The sequence below is a fragment of the Streptomyces sp. NPDC094034 genome, from assembly GCF_040303865.1.
In the GTDB taxonomy this organism is placed as follows: domain Bacteria; phylum Actinomycetota; class Actinomycetes; order Streptomycetales; family Streptomycetaceae; genus Streptomyces.
In genome coordinates, this window is the sequence record NZ_JBEOUD010000028.1 from 89039 (window position 1) to 103477 (window position 14439).

The following is a 14439-nucleotide window of genomic DNA, read 5'->3' on the forward strand; positions in this document are numbered from 1 at the left end:
CACCTCCTTCCCGTGTCCGTTTTAGCCGCGGGGAGCAGGGTTTACCCGTACGGGACGGCAAGAGAGAGCAAGCTCACCTCGATGCCCCGTGCACGTAATACGCCGGATGCCAGGTGGTGTTCCTGTGACACACGGGTTTCGCGCGGGTGTTCACGCCGGGGCGAACGGGTGTCCGGGTCCGGGTCCCCGGAAGGCGTCATTCGAGAACGGTCACCGGATCGCCCAGCCGGAGCCTGCCGGTGGACTCGGGCACGAGATTCTGTCCGAAGACCAACTTGCCGTCGAAGCGTCGGTAGTGGCCGAGGGTGCGCAGCGGTTCCTTGCCGCGCTCGCCGGTGCGCTGGTCCGTGGTGGTGATGACACACCGACCGCACGGTTTGGCGACCCGGAAGGTGACCTCACCGACGGCGATGCGCCGCCAGTCGTCCTCCTCCCAGGGGCTCGCCCCGGCCACCACGAGATTCGGCCGGAACCGCTCCATGGGAAGCGGGCCCTCGTCCGGATGATCCCCTTGCGCGATCAGGGAGTTGAGGGAGTCCAGCGACGCGGTCGTGGTCACCAGCAGCGGAAAGCCGTCCGCGAAACTCACCGTCTCCCCGGGCCGCGCGTAGGCCGGGTCGACGGGCCGGCGGACGGCGGGATCGTCGAGATGTACGAGCCGGACCTCCACCCCGAGGTACCTGCTCAGTGTCCTGTGTACGTCGTGCCGGGTACCGTCCGCGTCGCGCGCGTCAGGACCCGCGAGCACCGACTCGACCTTCGTCCCGAAGATGTCCGCCACCACGGTGCCGTCCGCCCGCGGCACATCGATGACCAGCGGATCGATGCCCGGCGCGGTCAGCCGGATCCCGCCGTCCGGCCGTGGCTCCGCGCGGGCCAGCGCCATGCGCGGCTGCTGGCGCTGTGTGACCGCCCTCCCCGTCGCGTCGATCAGTGTCCAGCGGCGGTCCCCGGCAAGCCCCCAGGGCTCCACGTCCGCGCTCTCCGGCGTGCAACCCGCCAGCGACTTGACCGGATGGACCCGCAGGGCGTGCAGAACGGGACGGGCTGACTTCGGCATGAAGCCATCCTGCCAGCCGCCCGGGACGCACAGCGGGTCAGTACCCCCCGTCGGTACTCCCGTGTCCGTCGATACGCCCGCGCGGTCGATACGGCCGAGCTGTCGTCGCCCCGTGCTGTCAGTACCCCCGCGGCTGGTAGGGCCGGTTGTACGGGTCCTCGTAGTGCGGAGGCTGCGCGGCCGGCACGGGACGCGGCGCCGCCGGGCGCATCGCCTCGTACCCCGTACCGGGCATCGGACGCTGCGGCTGCGCCTGCTGCTGGGGCTGCTGGCCCGGGTAGCCGCGGGGCGGAGCCTGCTGCGGGATGTACGGCGCCGGCGCGTGCTGGAGCGGCATGGGCCCCGGCGTCGGCTGCGGCTGGTAGCCGCCCCCGTACGAGGAGTACGAGGAGTTCGACGGGGAGGGACCCGCCGGAAGGGCGGGCAGCGCGGCGGGCAGCGCCGGCAGATAGCTGTTGCCCGTGTCGTAGGCGGAAGGCACTCGGATCGGGGCGATCTGAGGCGTGCCCCGCTCCGCGACCAGGGAGTCGTAGATAGGGGTGTCCGGGAACGACGGCGCGGTGTAGTAACCGCCGCCGTAGGTGGCGCGGGGGGAGGTCATAGGACATAAGTTAAGCCCACCATGTGCCGGTTGGGGAGTCCGATAAGGGGGTTGTTTCGGGAGCTCTAGGTGACTTCGGATCCCCAATGCGAGCGAACATGGGAAAAACGGTCGTCCGATGGTGCTCGGATCGTGTAAAGGGCAAGCTGACAGGGGGTCGCGGCGGATCCCAGGGGGTCCGTCCGGCGTTCCAGCGATTAGGTTGGCCGCACGTAATCTTCGGGACACCGCGACTCGCGATGGGGGCGAGCATGTCCATGCTTAAGGGAGCCAATCTTCCGGTACAGGCGCAGGCCGTCCGGGTCGAATTGGGATGGCGTTCAGGGCCGGGGGTGCCGGACGTCGACGCCTCGGCGCTCCTGCTCGTGTCGGGAAAGGTGCGCTCGGACGCGGACTTCGTCTTCTACAACCAGCCGGCACACGCGTCCGGGGCGGTGCGCCACGAGGGCAAGAAGACCGGCGCGGACGGTGTCACGGACACGCTCGCCGTCGATCTCGCCCGGGTCGAGCCCGCCGTCGAGCGGATCGTGCTGGCGGCCTCGGCGGACGGGGGCAATTTCGGCCGGGTGCCCGGCCTGCGGGTGAGAGTCCTGGACGCGACGTCCGGCGCCGAGATCGCGCGGTACGAGAGCCAGGACGCGACCGTCGAGACGGCTTTCCTCCTCGGTGAGCTGTACCGGCGTCAGGGGAACTGGAAGTTCCGGGCGGTGGGCCAGGGCTACGGCAGCGGACTGGCCGGCCTGGCAACGGACTTCGGTATCTCCGTCGATGACGAACCGGCGCCGCGCACCGCCCCGCCGGCCCCCGCGCCCGTACGCCCGGCGCCCGTACGTTCCGAGCCCGTACGCCCCGCGCGGCCCGCCGCCGCTCCCGCTTCGGCCGCTCCGGCGCCGTCACCCGCGCCCGCACCCGTACGGCTGAGCAAGGTGACACTCACGAAAGACGCCCCGTCCGTCTCCCTGACCAAGCAGGGCGGCACCTCGGGTGCGATGCGCGTCAACCTCAACTGGCAGATGCGCAAACAGTTCAGGGGCTGGGGCGCCAAACTCGGCCGGGCCGTCGCCAACCACAGCGATCTCGATCTCGACCTGTGCGCTCTCTATGAACTGAGCGACGGACGCAAAGGCGTTGTCCAGGCGCTCGGCAATGCCTTTGGCGCGCTCAACCAGCCGCCGTACATCCATCTCGACGGCGACGACAGGACCGGAGCCGTCTCCAGCGGTGAGAACCTCACCATCAACCTCGACCACAAGGACCGGCTGCGGCGCGTCGTCATCTTCGTGACCATCTACGAAGGCGCGCGCAGTTTCGCGGATCTCGACGCGAGCGTCACGCTCCAGCCGCAGCACGGCGCCGCGATCGACTTCGCGCTCGGGGAATGCACAGTGCCCTCGACGGTCTGCTCGCTGGCCCTGATCACCAATACCGGCTCCGACCTCGTCGTCCAGCGTGAAGCGCGCTTTCTCGTACCGGAACGCGGAGTCAGCCCGCAGCGCACCATCGATTACGCCTATGGCTGGGGCATGAACTGGACACCCGGCAGAAAGTGACCGAGGAGCAAAGGCCGGTCGAATCCTCGGTGCCGGTAAGTGCGGTGACGGCGGATGCGGTGGCGGTGAGTGCGGTGACGGCGGGCGCGGCGGCGGTGGATGCGGCGGCGGGGGGTCAGCGGTCCTGGGCGGTCTCGGGACGGGGATAAGTACGCCCCTTCCAGGCCGCGCCCCGGCCCCGGTAGTGCCGCACCGCCGAGTCGACCGTCATCAGCAGATAGAGCAGCGCGGTGAGCGGCAGCAGCGGAGCCAGCCACGGCGACAGCCGGTAATAGCGCAGTATCGGCAGATACGTCCCGGTCATCACCGCCCATGCGGCGAATCCCAGCCACCCCGCCGCCTCGTCCCCACCGAACACCCCGGCGCAGAGGGCGGCGGGCGGCACCAGATAGACCACCCCCAGGCCCGCCACCGTGAGCACGAGCAGCAGCGGGTTGTGCCGGAGCTGCGCGTAGGCGCTGCGCGAGACCATCCGCCAGAGATCGGCCAGCCGTGGATAGGGACGCACGCTGTCCACCCGCTCCGCCAGCCCCAGCCAGATCCGTCCCCCGCTGTGTCTGACCGCCCGTGCCAGTGACACATCGTCGATCACCGCCTGACGGATCGACTCGGGCACCCGCGCGCGCTCGGCGGCCTCCGTGCGCAGCAGTACGCAGCCACCGGCCGCCGCTGTCGTGCGCGCGCCCGGGCTGTTGATCCAGCGGAACGGATAGAGCTGCGCGAAGAAGTACACGAACGCGGGCACGATCAGCTTCTCCCAGGCGCTCGCCACCCGGAGCCGCGCCATCTGGGAGACCAGGTCCAGTTCATGCGTCCTGGCCGCCGCGACCAGTTCCCGCAGGCTGTCGGGTTCATGCGCGATATCGGCGTCCGTCAGCAGCAGATACTCGGGATCGCGGGCGCGGGCCAGCCCGATGCCGTGCCGCAGCGCCCACAGCTTGCCGGTCCAGCCGGGCTCCGGTTCACCGGGCGTGGCCACCGTCAGCGGCAGACCGCCGTAGCGCGCGGACAACTCCCGGGCCAGTCTGCCCGTACCGTCCTCGCTGCCGTCATCGATGAGGAATATCTCCGCCCGGCCCGGATAGACCTGCGCCAGCAGGGACGGCAGGGACTCGGGCAGTACGGCCGCCTCGTCCCGCGCGGGGACGACGAGAGCGACGGACGGCCACCGCGTCGGGTCGTCGTGGTCGGCGTCCTCCGGGCGGCCCTTGTGATCACGGCCGTCGTCGTCGTAGCACGCACCCTCACCGGCGATACCGTCCTCGTGCGCGGGCAGCCGTTGGTCGGTTCGCCAGAAGAATCCCTGACCCAGCAACAGCCAGCCCCAAGCAGCCAGCGAACCCACGGCGATCCAGGCAACGGTGCTCATTCGCCGCAGTCTGCACCACATCGACCGGACCGCACATGCTGTCGACTATGGTGACTGGGTGAAGATCGCACTCATGGACTCCGGCATCGGTCTGCTGGCGGCGGCCGGTGCGGTACGCCGACTGTGCCCCGAGGCCGATCTGGTCCTCTCCTCGGACCCCGACGGAATGCCCTGGGGTCCCCGTTCCCCACGAGATGTCACCGAGCGCGCGCTGGTCGTCGCGCGGGCCGCGGCCCAACACCGGCCCGACGCGCTGATCGTCGCCTGCAACACCGCGTCCGTACACGCCCTGCCCGCGCTCCGCGCCGAGCTGGAGCCGCGACTGCCGGTCATCGGTACGGTCCCGGCGATCAAGCCCGCGGCGGCGGGCGGCGTGCCCTTCGCCATCTGGGCCACTCCGGCCACCACGGGCAGCCCGTACCAGCGCGGTCTGATCCGCGAATTCGCCGCGTCGGCCGAGGTCACCGAAGTGCCCTGCCCCGGACTCGCGGACGCGGTGGAGAACGCCGACGAGGCCGCCATCGACCGCGCGGTGGCCGCGGCCGCCGCACTGACCCCCCGTGAGGTAAGGGTCGTCGTCCTGGGCTGCACCCATTACGAACTGGTCGCCGAGCGTATCCGTACCGCCCTCGGGCACCGTGGCCTGTCGGCCATCGTCCTGCACGGCTCGGCCGGCGCGGTCGCCGCACAGGCGTTGCGCCGTATCGGTGGCGTACGGGCCATCGCGGCTGGGGCGGCGGAAGGGGCGGAAGGTTTGGGCCCCGCGTCGGTGGCTCAAGGGGCTGTCGGAGTGAACGTTCCGGAGAACGGGCCCCTCGGTGGACCCTTCACCGGGCGCCTCGCCGGACGCCTCACCGTGCTGCTCGGCGGGCGCGAGTCGGCACTGCCGGAACCCGCGTTGGCGTATGCCGAGGGGCGGCTGCTCGCCGCCGTCAGCCAGGTGCACTGACGTCCTTCGGCCGCGCCGAAGACCTGGGCGAGAACGGAGGACCGGGCCGCCGGACCGTGTGACGTAGCCCTCCATTCGGCGGTCGTAAAGCTCCCCCTTGGGTGGAATTTGAGTACGCTGCTTGCCATGAGGGAGTACCCCCGGCAGGAGGGCCAAGGCGCCGAGCCCCTGCCCGAGACCTGGACCGGACGCGCCACGAACCGTGTGCAGTGGCTGCTCGCCGCCGCGGGCGCCGGGTGCGTCGCGCTCGGGGTGGAGCTGGCCGTGGAGTCCAACTGGACGTCCGGGGTCGCCGCCCTGCTGATGTCCGTCATCGGCTGCGTGGCGGCGGGCCTGCTGATCCTCTTCGGCACCCTGGCCTTCGTCCATGTGGCGGTCAAGGTCGACGGCGACTTCCTGGAAGTGCGCTGCGGCCACATGGGACTGCCGCGTCGGCGTATCGAACTGGCGCATGTCGTGGACGCGGACTTCGCCCCCCGGGTCACTCCGCGCCAGTGGGGCGGCTGGGGATACCGCTGGCGTCCCGAGATGGGCACCGCCGTGGTGGTGCGCCGAGGCGAGGCGCTCGTCCTCAAGCTGGGGGACGGCAGGATCTTCACGGTGACGGTGGACGACGCCGAGTCGGCGGTGCGGATCATCCGCAGCCGGCTGCTGTTGCTCCCCAGGCCCGACGCGGCAGGCGTCTGACCGGTCCCGTCCCTGCCGTTTCGGCGGCGGCGTGCCTTTTCCGTACTTCTAGATCGGGCCGGTCGCCCTTCTCGCCGTCGCCAGGCCCGCGAGCAGGCTCGCGCCCGCCGTCACCGGTGTGAAGCTCAGCGCGTCGCCCACACTCGCCATCGCGGCCAGTGCCGTCAGGGTGGCGCCGGCCGTCAGGACCACCGGAGTGGAGCAGGGCGAGCGCCCCAGCGCGTACAGCAGCCAGCAGAACACCGCCCCGAGGAGCAGTACCCCCACCACGCCCTGCTCCGCGGCCTGCTGGAGCGGCGCCGAGTGCGGCTTGCCGTCGGTGTCCAGCGACTGCGAGACGGTGGGGCTGAGGTCGCCGAAGCGGTCCGGGCCCGCGCCCCGTACCGGATGCGCCTTCGCCAGCTCGGCCGCGTCGTGCCACAGTTCCACGCGGTACTGGGTGAGCTGCCCTTCCAGCGAGACCGACAGCCCCTCGGGCAACGCCCGCTCCGCCACTGCCCAGGAGGTACCGACGACCAACGCCGTCGCCAGCCCGAAACCGGCGAGGGCGAGCAGCCGGCGGCGCATCCTGGCCGCCGCCAGCGAGCACAGCAGCACCCCGAGGGCCGCGACGAATCCCACGAAGGAGCCGAGCAGCGACGCGGTGCCCGCGATCGCCAGCGCCAGTAGCCGCAGCGCCGTGCGTACGGTCGGCCGCCGGGCCGCCGTGGCCGCGCAGCAAGCCGCGCCCGCCGCCAGAACGAGCAGCGCGGCGACCGAGCCGGTGTCGCCGGACGGTGTGACGACGGCCACGGCCGCGCCGAATGTCTCATGGCTCGTGACGAGCGCCGCCACGAGCGCGCCGACCGACACGGCGGACGCGGTGGCGACCGGCACCAGCGACCCGCTGATCCGGCCGAACACGTACCCGGCGGTGACGGCGAGCACCGCCAGCAGGGCGCCCTCCGGCCTGCCGTCCCGCCCCGCCGCGCTGATCAGGGGCCACACGGCGCAGCCGCCCAGGACCAGCGCGCCCAGTACGTCGGGTCCCCGGCCTCGTTCCCCCACGGGGTTGTGGGCGTGTTCGCGCACGGCTTCCCGTGCCGCGGAGTGCTCCGTCCGCGCAGCCATCCCGTCGACCCCCTGAGCTGTGACGGACCCCGTCCGATGACGGCCGGATCCGGCCAGAAGGTCGTCAGAGCCGACGCACACGGTAACCGCCATCGGGGGGATGTGTGGAGACATTGTGGAGGAACGTTACTGCGTACAGCCGACCACCCGGTAGACGGGGTCACCCGACGGATCTCGCCGCCCCGCATCACTCGATCGGACTACTCGGCACAGACGGATCGGCGCGCATCCGACGAGACGCTCGGCGGACCTCTCGGCGGGACCCTCGACGGACCCTCGACGGACCGGTCGACGCGGAACCCGGCGGAGCGCCCATGGATCACCGCGCTCCCCGGCGCACAGCGGATCACCGTAGACTCCGCCGGGTGAGCGCCACCATGACCACCGTAGAGCCCCCGCCACCCGCCCCCGCGTCCAGCGGCGGGCAGCGCTTGCCGCGGAGGCTCGCCAGGCCCGGCGCCGCGGTGGTGTCGGGCGTACTGCTCTATGTGAGCTTCCCCCCGCGCACCCTGTGGTGGCTGGTGCTGCCCGCCTTCGCCCTGCTCGCCTGGAGCCTGCACGGGCGGCGGGCCCGCGCGGGGTTCGGCCTCGGCTATCTCGCAGGCCTGGGTTTCCTGCTGCCGCTGCTGTTCTGGACGGGCACCGAGGTCGGGCCGGGGCCCTGGCTCGGGCTCGGCGCGGTCGAGGCGCTGTTCATCGGCTTCACCGGGCTCGGGATCGCGGTCGTCAGCCGACTGCCCCTCTGGCCGGTGTGGGCCGCGGCCGTCTGGATCCTCGGTGAGGCGGTCCGCGCCCGGGTGCCGTTCGGCGGCTTCCCCTGGGGCAAGATCGCCTTCGGCCAGGCCGACAGTGTCTTCCTTCCTCTCGCCGCGCTCGGCGGCACGCCGGTGCTCGGCTTCGCCGTCGTCCTGTGCGGCTTCGGACTGTACGAGGCGCTGCGTCAGACCCTCGCGTACCGCCGGACCGGAACGCTTCCGCGCCGGGCCATGGCCGCCGCCGCGGCCACCGTGTTCGTCCCGCTCGCGGTGGCGTTCGCCGCCCTGCCGCTCGTCGACGACTCCGCCGAGGACGGCACCGCGACCGTCGCCGCCGTACAGGGCAATGTGCCGCGAGCCGGCCTGGAGTTCAACGCCCAGCGCCGCGCGGTCCTCGACAACCACGTACGCAGGACGCTCCAGCTCGCCGCCGATGTGAAGGCCGGCAAGGTGGCCCGGCCCGACTTCGTGCTGTGGCCGGAGAACTCCTCCGACATCGACCCGTACCGCAACGCCGACGCGCGCGACATCATCGACCAGGCCGCCAGGGCGATCGGGGTCCCCATCTCCGTCGGCGCCGTCGTCACCCCGGACACCGGACCGCTGCGCAACACCCAGATCCTGTGGGACCCGGAGCGCGGCCCGACCGACACCTACGACAAACGGCAGATCCAGCCCTTCGGCGAGTTCCTGCCGCTGCGCCCGCTCGTGAGGATGATCAGTCCCGGCTACGCCGACATGGTGCGACGGGACTTCGGCCGTGGCACGAAGCCCGGAGTCTTCGACCTCGCGGGCACCGAGGTGGGGCTCGCGACCTGTTATGAGGCGGCCTTCGACTGGGCCGTACGGGACACCGTCACGCACGGCGCCCAGCTGATCTCCGTACCCAGCAACAACGCCACCTTCGACCGCAGCGAGATGACGTACCAGCAGCTGGCGATGTCGCGGGTGCGGGCGGTCGAGCACAGCAGGACGGTGATCGTCCCGGTCACCAGCGGTGTCAGCGCGATCATCCAGCCGGACGGGACGATCACCCAGCAGACCGGGATGTTCACCCCGGACGCGCTGGTCGCCGATGTGCCGCTGCGCTCCTCGCTCACCCCCGCCACCCGGCTGGGCACCCTGCCCGAAGGCGTGCTGGTGGCGGTCGCGGTGGCCGGACTCGGCTGGGTGGCCTTCCATTCCGTCCGCAACCGGCGCCGGACGGTGGGCGGTTAGGGTCGGGGCATGGGAACCCCTGACTTCATCCGAGAGATCCGGGCCACCGCCGGACACCAGCTCCTTCTGCTGCCGGGCGTCAGCGCGATCGTCTTCGACGACGAAGGGCGTGTGCTGCTCGGGCGGCGCGTCGACACCGGCGGCTGGTCGATCATCGGCGGGATCCCGGAGCCGGGGGAGCAGCCCGCGGACACGGCGGTGCGCGAGGTGTACGAGGAGACCGCCGTGCGGTGTGTGGCGGAGCGGGTCGTGCTCGTCCAGGCGCTGAAGCCGGTCACCTACCCCAATGGCGACGAGTGCCAGTACATGGACATCACCTTCCGCTGCCGCTCGGTCGGCGGTGAGGCGCGGGTCAATGACGACGAGTCGCTGGACGTGGGGTGGTTCGCCGTGGACGCGCTGCCGGCGCTTCAGGAGTTCGCGCTCTTCCGGATCAAGCAGGCGCTCACCGATGAACCCACATGGTTCGAACCCACCACTTCAGGGTGAAGTGTGGGCGCTGACCATATCGGTCGGGGCCGACGCCGCTCCTTAAGGTGCGGAACATGACCGTGCCCACCACACCCGAATCCGTGCCGGGTCCGGGCCCCCGTACCCCGGGGTCCCGCACCGCGGACCGTCCCGCGCCCGCCTCCGACGGTGTTGTCACCGCTTCGCTCCACCTCGATCTGGCGGGCCGCACCGCGCTGGTCACCGGCGCCGCGAGCGGCATCGGCCGGGCCTGCGCGCTGCGTCTCGCGGCGGCGGGGGCCCGGGTCAGAGCCGTGGACCGGGACGGTGAAGGGCTCGACTCGCTGGCGGGCGAGGCGGACGGGCTGCCGGGGGCCGTCGAACCGCAGGTCCTCGACCTCACCGAGCTGGACGCGGCCGAGCGCGCGGCACGGGGGACGGACATCCTGGTCAACAACGCGGGGCTGCAACTGGTCCGGCCCATCGAGGACTTTCCGCCGGAGGTCTTCCACACCGTCCTGACGGTCATGCTGGAGGCGCCGTTCCGGCTGATCAGGGGCGCGCTCCCGCACATGTACGGCCAGGGCTGGGGCCGGATCGTCAATATCTCCTCCGTACATGGGCTGCGCGCCTCCCCCTACAAGGCGGCCTATGTGGCGGCCAAACACGGCCTCGAAGGCCTCTCCAAGACCGCTGCCCTGGAAGGTGCCTCGCACGGGGTCACCTCCAACTGCGTCAATCCCGCGTATGTGCGCACCCCACTGGTCGAGAAACAGATCGCCGACCAGGCGGAGAGCCATGGCGTACCCCGGGAGCGGGTCGTGACCGATGTCCTCCTCCAGGACTCCGCGCTCAAGCGGCTCCTGGAACCGGACGAGGTCGCCGAGGCGGTCGCCTATCTGTGCACCCCCCAGGCGTCCTTCGTCACGGGCACCTCGCTCGCGCTCGACGGTGGCTGGACCGCGCACTGATCTCGGGCGGGCCCCATGGACAGGTCGCGGTCGGACCGTCCGGGGCCCCGGCGAGGACCGGCGGGCGGCTCGGACCGGGGGCGGGGGGTGGCCCGGACGGGGGGCCGGGTTTTCCACATCGCATCCGTTGTCCACAGGGCTGGCGCGGCCGGCAGTAGGGCGGGTAATCCTGTGTCCATGTCCCCTGACATGACCCACGATCAGGCGTCCTACCTGGAGCTCCTCGCACGCGGCGCGGCGGCGGAGGCCTATGACCGACCCGCGCTGCTGGCCCGTGCCGAGGGCGCGGGGCCGGAGGCGCTCGCCGCGCTGGAGCACGCCAAGCGGCTCGCCCTGCGGGTGCGGGCCGAGCTGGCGGAGCGACGGCGGCGCGAGGCCGAGCTGTCGGCGCTCTTCGAGACCGCGCACGACCTGGCGGGGCTGCGCGATCTGGACGCCGTGCTGCGCGCGATCGTCCAGCGCGCGCGCTCACTGCTCGGTACGGAGGTCGCCTATCTGTGCCTCAACGACCCCGAGGCGGGCGACACGTATATGCGGGTCACCGAGGGCTCGGTATCGGCCCGTTTCCAGCAGCTCCGCCTCGGCATGGGGGAGGGGCTGGGCGGGCTCGTCGCCCAGACGGCGCGCCCCTATGTCACCGACAGCTATTTCGACGACCCGCGCTTCCAGCACACCAGAACCATCGACTCCGGAGTCCGGGACGAGGGGCTGGTCGCCATCCTCGGTGTCCCGCTGATGCTCGGCAGCCAGGTCATCGGTGTGCTCTTCGCCGCGGACCGCCATGCCCGGGTCTTCGAGCGCGAACAGATCGCCCTGCTCGGCTCGTTCGCCGCGCACGCCGCCGTCGCCATCGACACCGCGAATCTGCTGGGGGAGACGCGGACGGCGCTCGCGGAGCTGGAGAAGGCCAACGAGATCATCAAGGAGCACAGCGCGGTCATCGAACGCGCCTCGGACGTGCACGACCGGCTGACCGAACTGGTGCTGCGCGGCGGAGGCGTCCACGACGTGGCGAGCGCGCTCTCCGAAGTGCTCGACGGCACGGTGGAGTTCGCGCACGCCGATTCCCGATCCGTGACCGCGCTGGAACTGACCGGCACCGAAGGCCACGCCAAGCGCCACGGCGAGGTCTGGGGCGCGGCCGTGTCGGCCGGCGGCGAACTGCTCGGCGCCCTCGTCCTGCGCGGGCACCCCGGGCTCGACCCCGTCGACCAACGCACCCTGGAGCGGGCCGCGATGGTCACCTCCCTGCTCCTGCTCGCCCGCCGCTCCGCCGGGGAAGCCGAGCAGCGGGTACGGGGCGAGCTGCTGGACGACCTCCTCGACGCCCCCGACCGCGATCCGCGCCTGCTGCGTGAACGGGGCGCCCGGCTGCGCGCGGATCTCGACGCCCCGCATGTGGTGCTGGCCGCCCGGATCGACGGCCCTGTGCCCGGCGCGACCGGCGTCCCGGGAGCCACCGAACGGGAGACGGCCGACCGGCGCCGCCTGTGGTCGGCCGCGTCCCATCTCGCCGCCACCGGACAGGGCCTGGCAGCCACCCGCGACGGCGGGACGGTCCTGTTGCTGCCGCTCGCCCCCGGTGACACCGCCGCCGATCTGGCGAGACGTACGGCCGGACAGCTCGGCGGCGCCCTTCGTGAGCCCGTCACCATAGGCGCGTCCACGGTCGTCGAGGCGCCCGCAGCGCGTCCGGGCGCGATAGCCGAGGCGTACGCGGAGGCCCGGCGCTGCCTCGACGCCCTGCGGCTGCTCGGCCGCTCGGGCGACGGCGCCGCCGCCCAGGACCTCGGCTTCCTCGGTCTGCTGCTCGCCGACTCCCGCGACATCGAGGGCTTCGTGGACCGCACCATCGGTGAGGTCGTCGCCTACGACCTGCGTCGGGGCACGGACCTCGTCCGCACCCTGGGCGCCTACTTCGCCTCCGGGATGAGCCCGGCCCGTACGAAGGACGAGCTGCACGTCCATGTCAACACCGTCGCCCAGCGCCTCGAACGCGTCGCCCGGCTGCTCGGCCCCGACTGGCAGTCGCCGGCACGGGCCCTGGAGATCCAGCTGGCGCTGCGGCTGCACGCGATGTCGGGGGCCGTCGTACGGTGAACGGGGAGATCCACCGTACGACGGCCCCTCGGACTGACCGGATCCGGACCTAGACGCCGCTCCTACGGGAACCGGCTTCATCGGTCCGCCGCGGCGAGGGCACTCCGCTCCTGGCCGGCTCCGCCTCGACATCGGCCAGATCGCGGTGGCGGGTCTCCCGGGCACACGCGATGGCGACGACAGTGAGAAGCGCGGCGGCGATCACATACAGGGCGATCGGCGTCGAGCTGTCGTAGTCGGCGAGCAGTGCCGTGGCGATGAGCGGCGCCGGGGCACCGGCCGCCACCGAGGAGAACTGCGCGCCGATCGAGGCGCCGGAGTAGCGCATCCGGGTCGCGAACATCTCCGAGAAGAAGGCGGCCTGCGGCGCGTACATCGCGCCGTGCAGCACCAGACCGACGGTGACGGCCAGGAGCAGATTGCCGAAGCTCGCGCTGTCGATCAGGGCGAAGAACGGGAACATCCAGGCACCCACGCCGACGGCGCCGATCAGATACACCGGTCGGCGCCCGATCCGGTCCGACAGCGCACCCCAGGCGGGGATCACCGCGAAGTGCACGGCGGAGGCGATGAGTACGGCGTTGAGGGCCGTCTGCTTACTCAGCCCCGCCGAGGTCGTCGCGTACACGAGGATGAAGGCGGTGATCACGTAGTAGCTGATGTTCTCGGCCATCCGCGCGCCCATCGCCACCAGCACATCACGCCAGTGGTGGCGCAGGACGGCGACGAGCGGCATCTTCTCCGCGGCGGCTTCGGCGGCCGACGCCGCCTTCCGCTCCTCGGCCCTGGCCAACGCCTCCTTGAAGACCGGTGATTCATCGACGGAGAGCCGAATCCACAGGCCGACGATCACCAGCACCCCGGAGAGCAGGAACGGAATGCGCCATCCCCAGGAGGTGAAGGCCGCGTCGGAGAGCAGCGCGGTGAGTGCCGACAGCACTCCGGTGGCGAGCAACTGCCCGGCCGGCGCCCCGGTCTGCGGCCACGAAGCCCAGAACCCCCGCCGTTCGGCGTCCCCGTGCTCGGACACCAGCAGTACGGCCCCGCCCCACTCACCACCGAGCGCAAACCCCTGAATCAGCCGCAACACGGTCAACAGCACCGGGGCCGCCGTACCGATGGTGGCGTGCGTGGGCATCAGCCCAATGGCGAATGTCGCCCCGCCCATCATCAGCAGGCTCAGCACCAGCAGCTTCTTGCGCCCGATCCGGTCACCGTAATGCCCGAACACCAGCGCGCCGAGCGGCCGTGCGGCGAACCCCACGGCATAGGTCAGAAAGGAAAGCAGCGTCCCGACGAGCGGATCGGACTCGGGGAAGAACAGCTTGTTGAAGACCAGCGCGGCGGCGGACCCGTAGAGGAAGAAGTCGTACCACTCGATGGTCGTGCCGATGAGGCTGGCGGCGACGATGCGCTTGAGGGAGCTGGGCGTTGGGGGAGCGGTTGCCGAGGCAGCCATGGTCACCACTTCCGGACGGTTCTCGGGGACGATTGTGTGTCGCCACACCGTAGGAATGCCCAGGTCAAGGGCCCATGTGGTGGGACACCATAGTTCAGCCCCGAAGTGTGCGCGTGCGACCCACCATCCAGCTCGGGTCGCTCTCGGTGCGCACTCCCGT

At 71.5% G+C, this 14439-nt stretch carries 12 protein-coding genes; 7 read left to right on the plus strand and 5 right to left on the minus strand.

Annotated features, from left to right (window positions below):
- Positions 1-196: 196 nt before the first annotated feature.
- Both ABTZ59_RS23720 and ABTZ59_RS23725 read right to left on the minus strand, forming a co-directional pair.
- On the minus strand, positions 197-1060 hold the full coding sequence (locus ABTZ59_RS23720) for an MOSC domain-containing protein (RefSeq protein ID WP_351413234.1): 864 nt from the start codon (positions 1058-1060) through the stop codon (positions 197-199).
- 118 nt (positions 1061-1178) lie between these two features.
- On the minus strand, positions 1179-1661 hold the full coding sequence (locus tag ABTZ59_RS23725) for a DUF6643 family protein (protein WP_351413237.1): 483 nt from the start codon (positions 1659-1661) through the stop codon (positions 1179-1181).
- A gap of 251 nt (positions 1662-1912) precedes the next feature.
- On the opposite strand from ABTZ59_RS23725, the gene ABTZ59_RS23730 reads away from it, so the two are divergent.
- Positions 1913-3211 carry a TerD family protein gene (locus ABTZ59_RS23730; protein WP_503003489.1) on the plus strand — a complete coding sequence of 433 codons (1299 nt, stop codon included), beginning with the start codon at positions 1913-1915 and terminating at the stop codon, positions 3209-3211.
- Between the two features lie 115 nt (positions 3212-3326).
- Here the strand turns inward: ABTZ59_RS23730 and ABTZ59_RS23735 are convergent, their stop codons facing one another.
- Entirely contained in the window at positions 3327-4580 is a 1254-nt protein-coding gene (locus tag ABTZ59_RS23735) for a glycosyltransferase (protein ID WP_351413253.1), read from the minus strand.
- Between the two features lie 58 nt (positions 4581-4638).
- On the opposite strand from ABTZ59_RS23735, the gene ABTZ59_RS23740 reads away from it, so the two are divergent.
- Together ABTZ59_RS23740 and ABTZ59_RS23745 are read left to right on the plus strand one after the other, a co-directional pair.
- Positions 4639-5529: a glutamate racemase gene (locus ABTZ59_RS23740; protein WP_351413267.1), complete on the plus strand. Its 891-nt coding sequence runs from the start codon at positions 4639-4641 to the stop codon at positions 5527-5529.
- A 126-nt stretch (positions 5530-5655) separates the two neighbouring features.
- Positions 5656-6216, plus strand: coding sequence for a hypothetical protein (locus ABTZ59_RS23745; protein ID WP_351413275.1), 561 nt, complete (start codon positions 5656-5658; stop codon positions 6214-6216).
- Positions 6217-6264: 48 nt separating this feature from the next.
- On the opposite strand, the gene ABTZ59_RS23750 is transcribed toward ABTZ59_RS23745, so the two are convergent.
- Positions 6265-7326 (minus strand): O-antigen ligase family protein, encoded by a 1062-nt coding sequence (locus ABTZ59_RS23750; protein ID WP_351413280.1) that lies wholly within the window; start codon positions 7324-7326, stop codon positions 6265-6267.
- Between the two features lie 365 nt (positions 7327-7691).
- Here ABTZ59_RS23750 and lnt point away from each other — a divergent pair, with 365 nt between their 5' ends.
- The 4 genes from lnt (at position 7692) to ABTZ59_RS23770 (ending at position 12820) form a co-directional block, all read left to right on the plus strand.
- Complete coding sequence (gene lnt, locus ABTZ59_RS23755; protein WP_351413289.1) at positions 7692-9299, plus strand: apolipoprotein N-acyltransferase; 1608 nt, start codon at positions 7692-7694, stop codon at positions 9297-9299.
- A 9-nt stretch (positions 9300-9308) separates the two neighbouring features.
- Complete coding sequence (locus ABTZ59_RS23760) at positions 9309-9788, plus strand: NUDIX hydrolase (protein WP_351413294.1); 480 nt, start codon at positions 9309-9311, stop codon at positions 9786-9788.
- Between the two features lie 56 nt (positions 9789-9844).
- On the plus strand, positions 9845-10720 hold the full coding sequence (locus tag ABTZ59_RS23765; RefSeq protein ID WP_351413300.1) for a 3-hydroxybutyrate dehydrogenase: 876 nt from the start codon (positions 9845-9847) through the stop codon (positions 10718-10720).
- Between the two features lie 177 nt (positions 10721-10897).
- On the plus strand, positions 10898-12820 hold the full coding sequence (locus ABTZ59_RS23770; RefSeq protein ID WP_351413320.1) for a helix-turn-helix domain-containing protein: 1923 nt from the start codon (positions 10898-10900) through the stop codon (positions 12818-12820).
- A 49-nt stretch (positions 12821-12869) separates the two neighbouring features.
- Here ABTZ59_RS23770 and ABTZ59_RS23775 read toward each other — a convergent pair whose 3' ends face one another.
- Positions 12870-14279 carry an MFS transporter gene (locus ABTZ59_RS23775; RefSeq protein WP_351413327.1) on the minus strand — a complete coding sequence of 470 codons (1410 nt, stop codon included), beginning with the start codon at positions 14277-14279 and terminating at the stop codon, positions 12870-12872.
- Between the last annotated feature and the right edge of the window lie 160 nt (positions 14280-14439).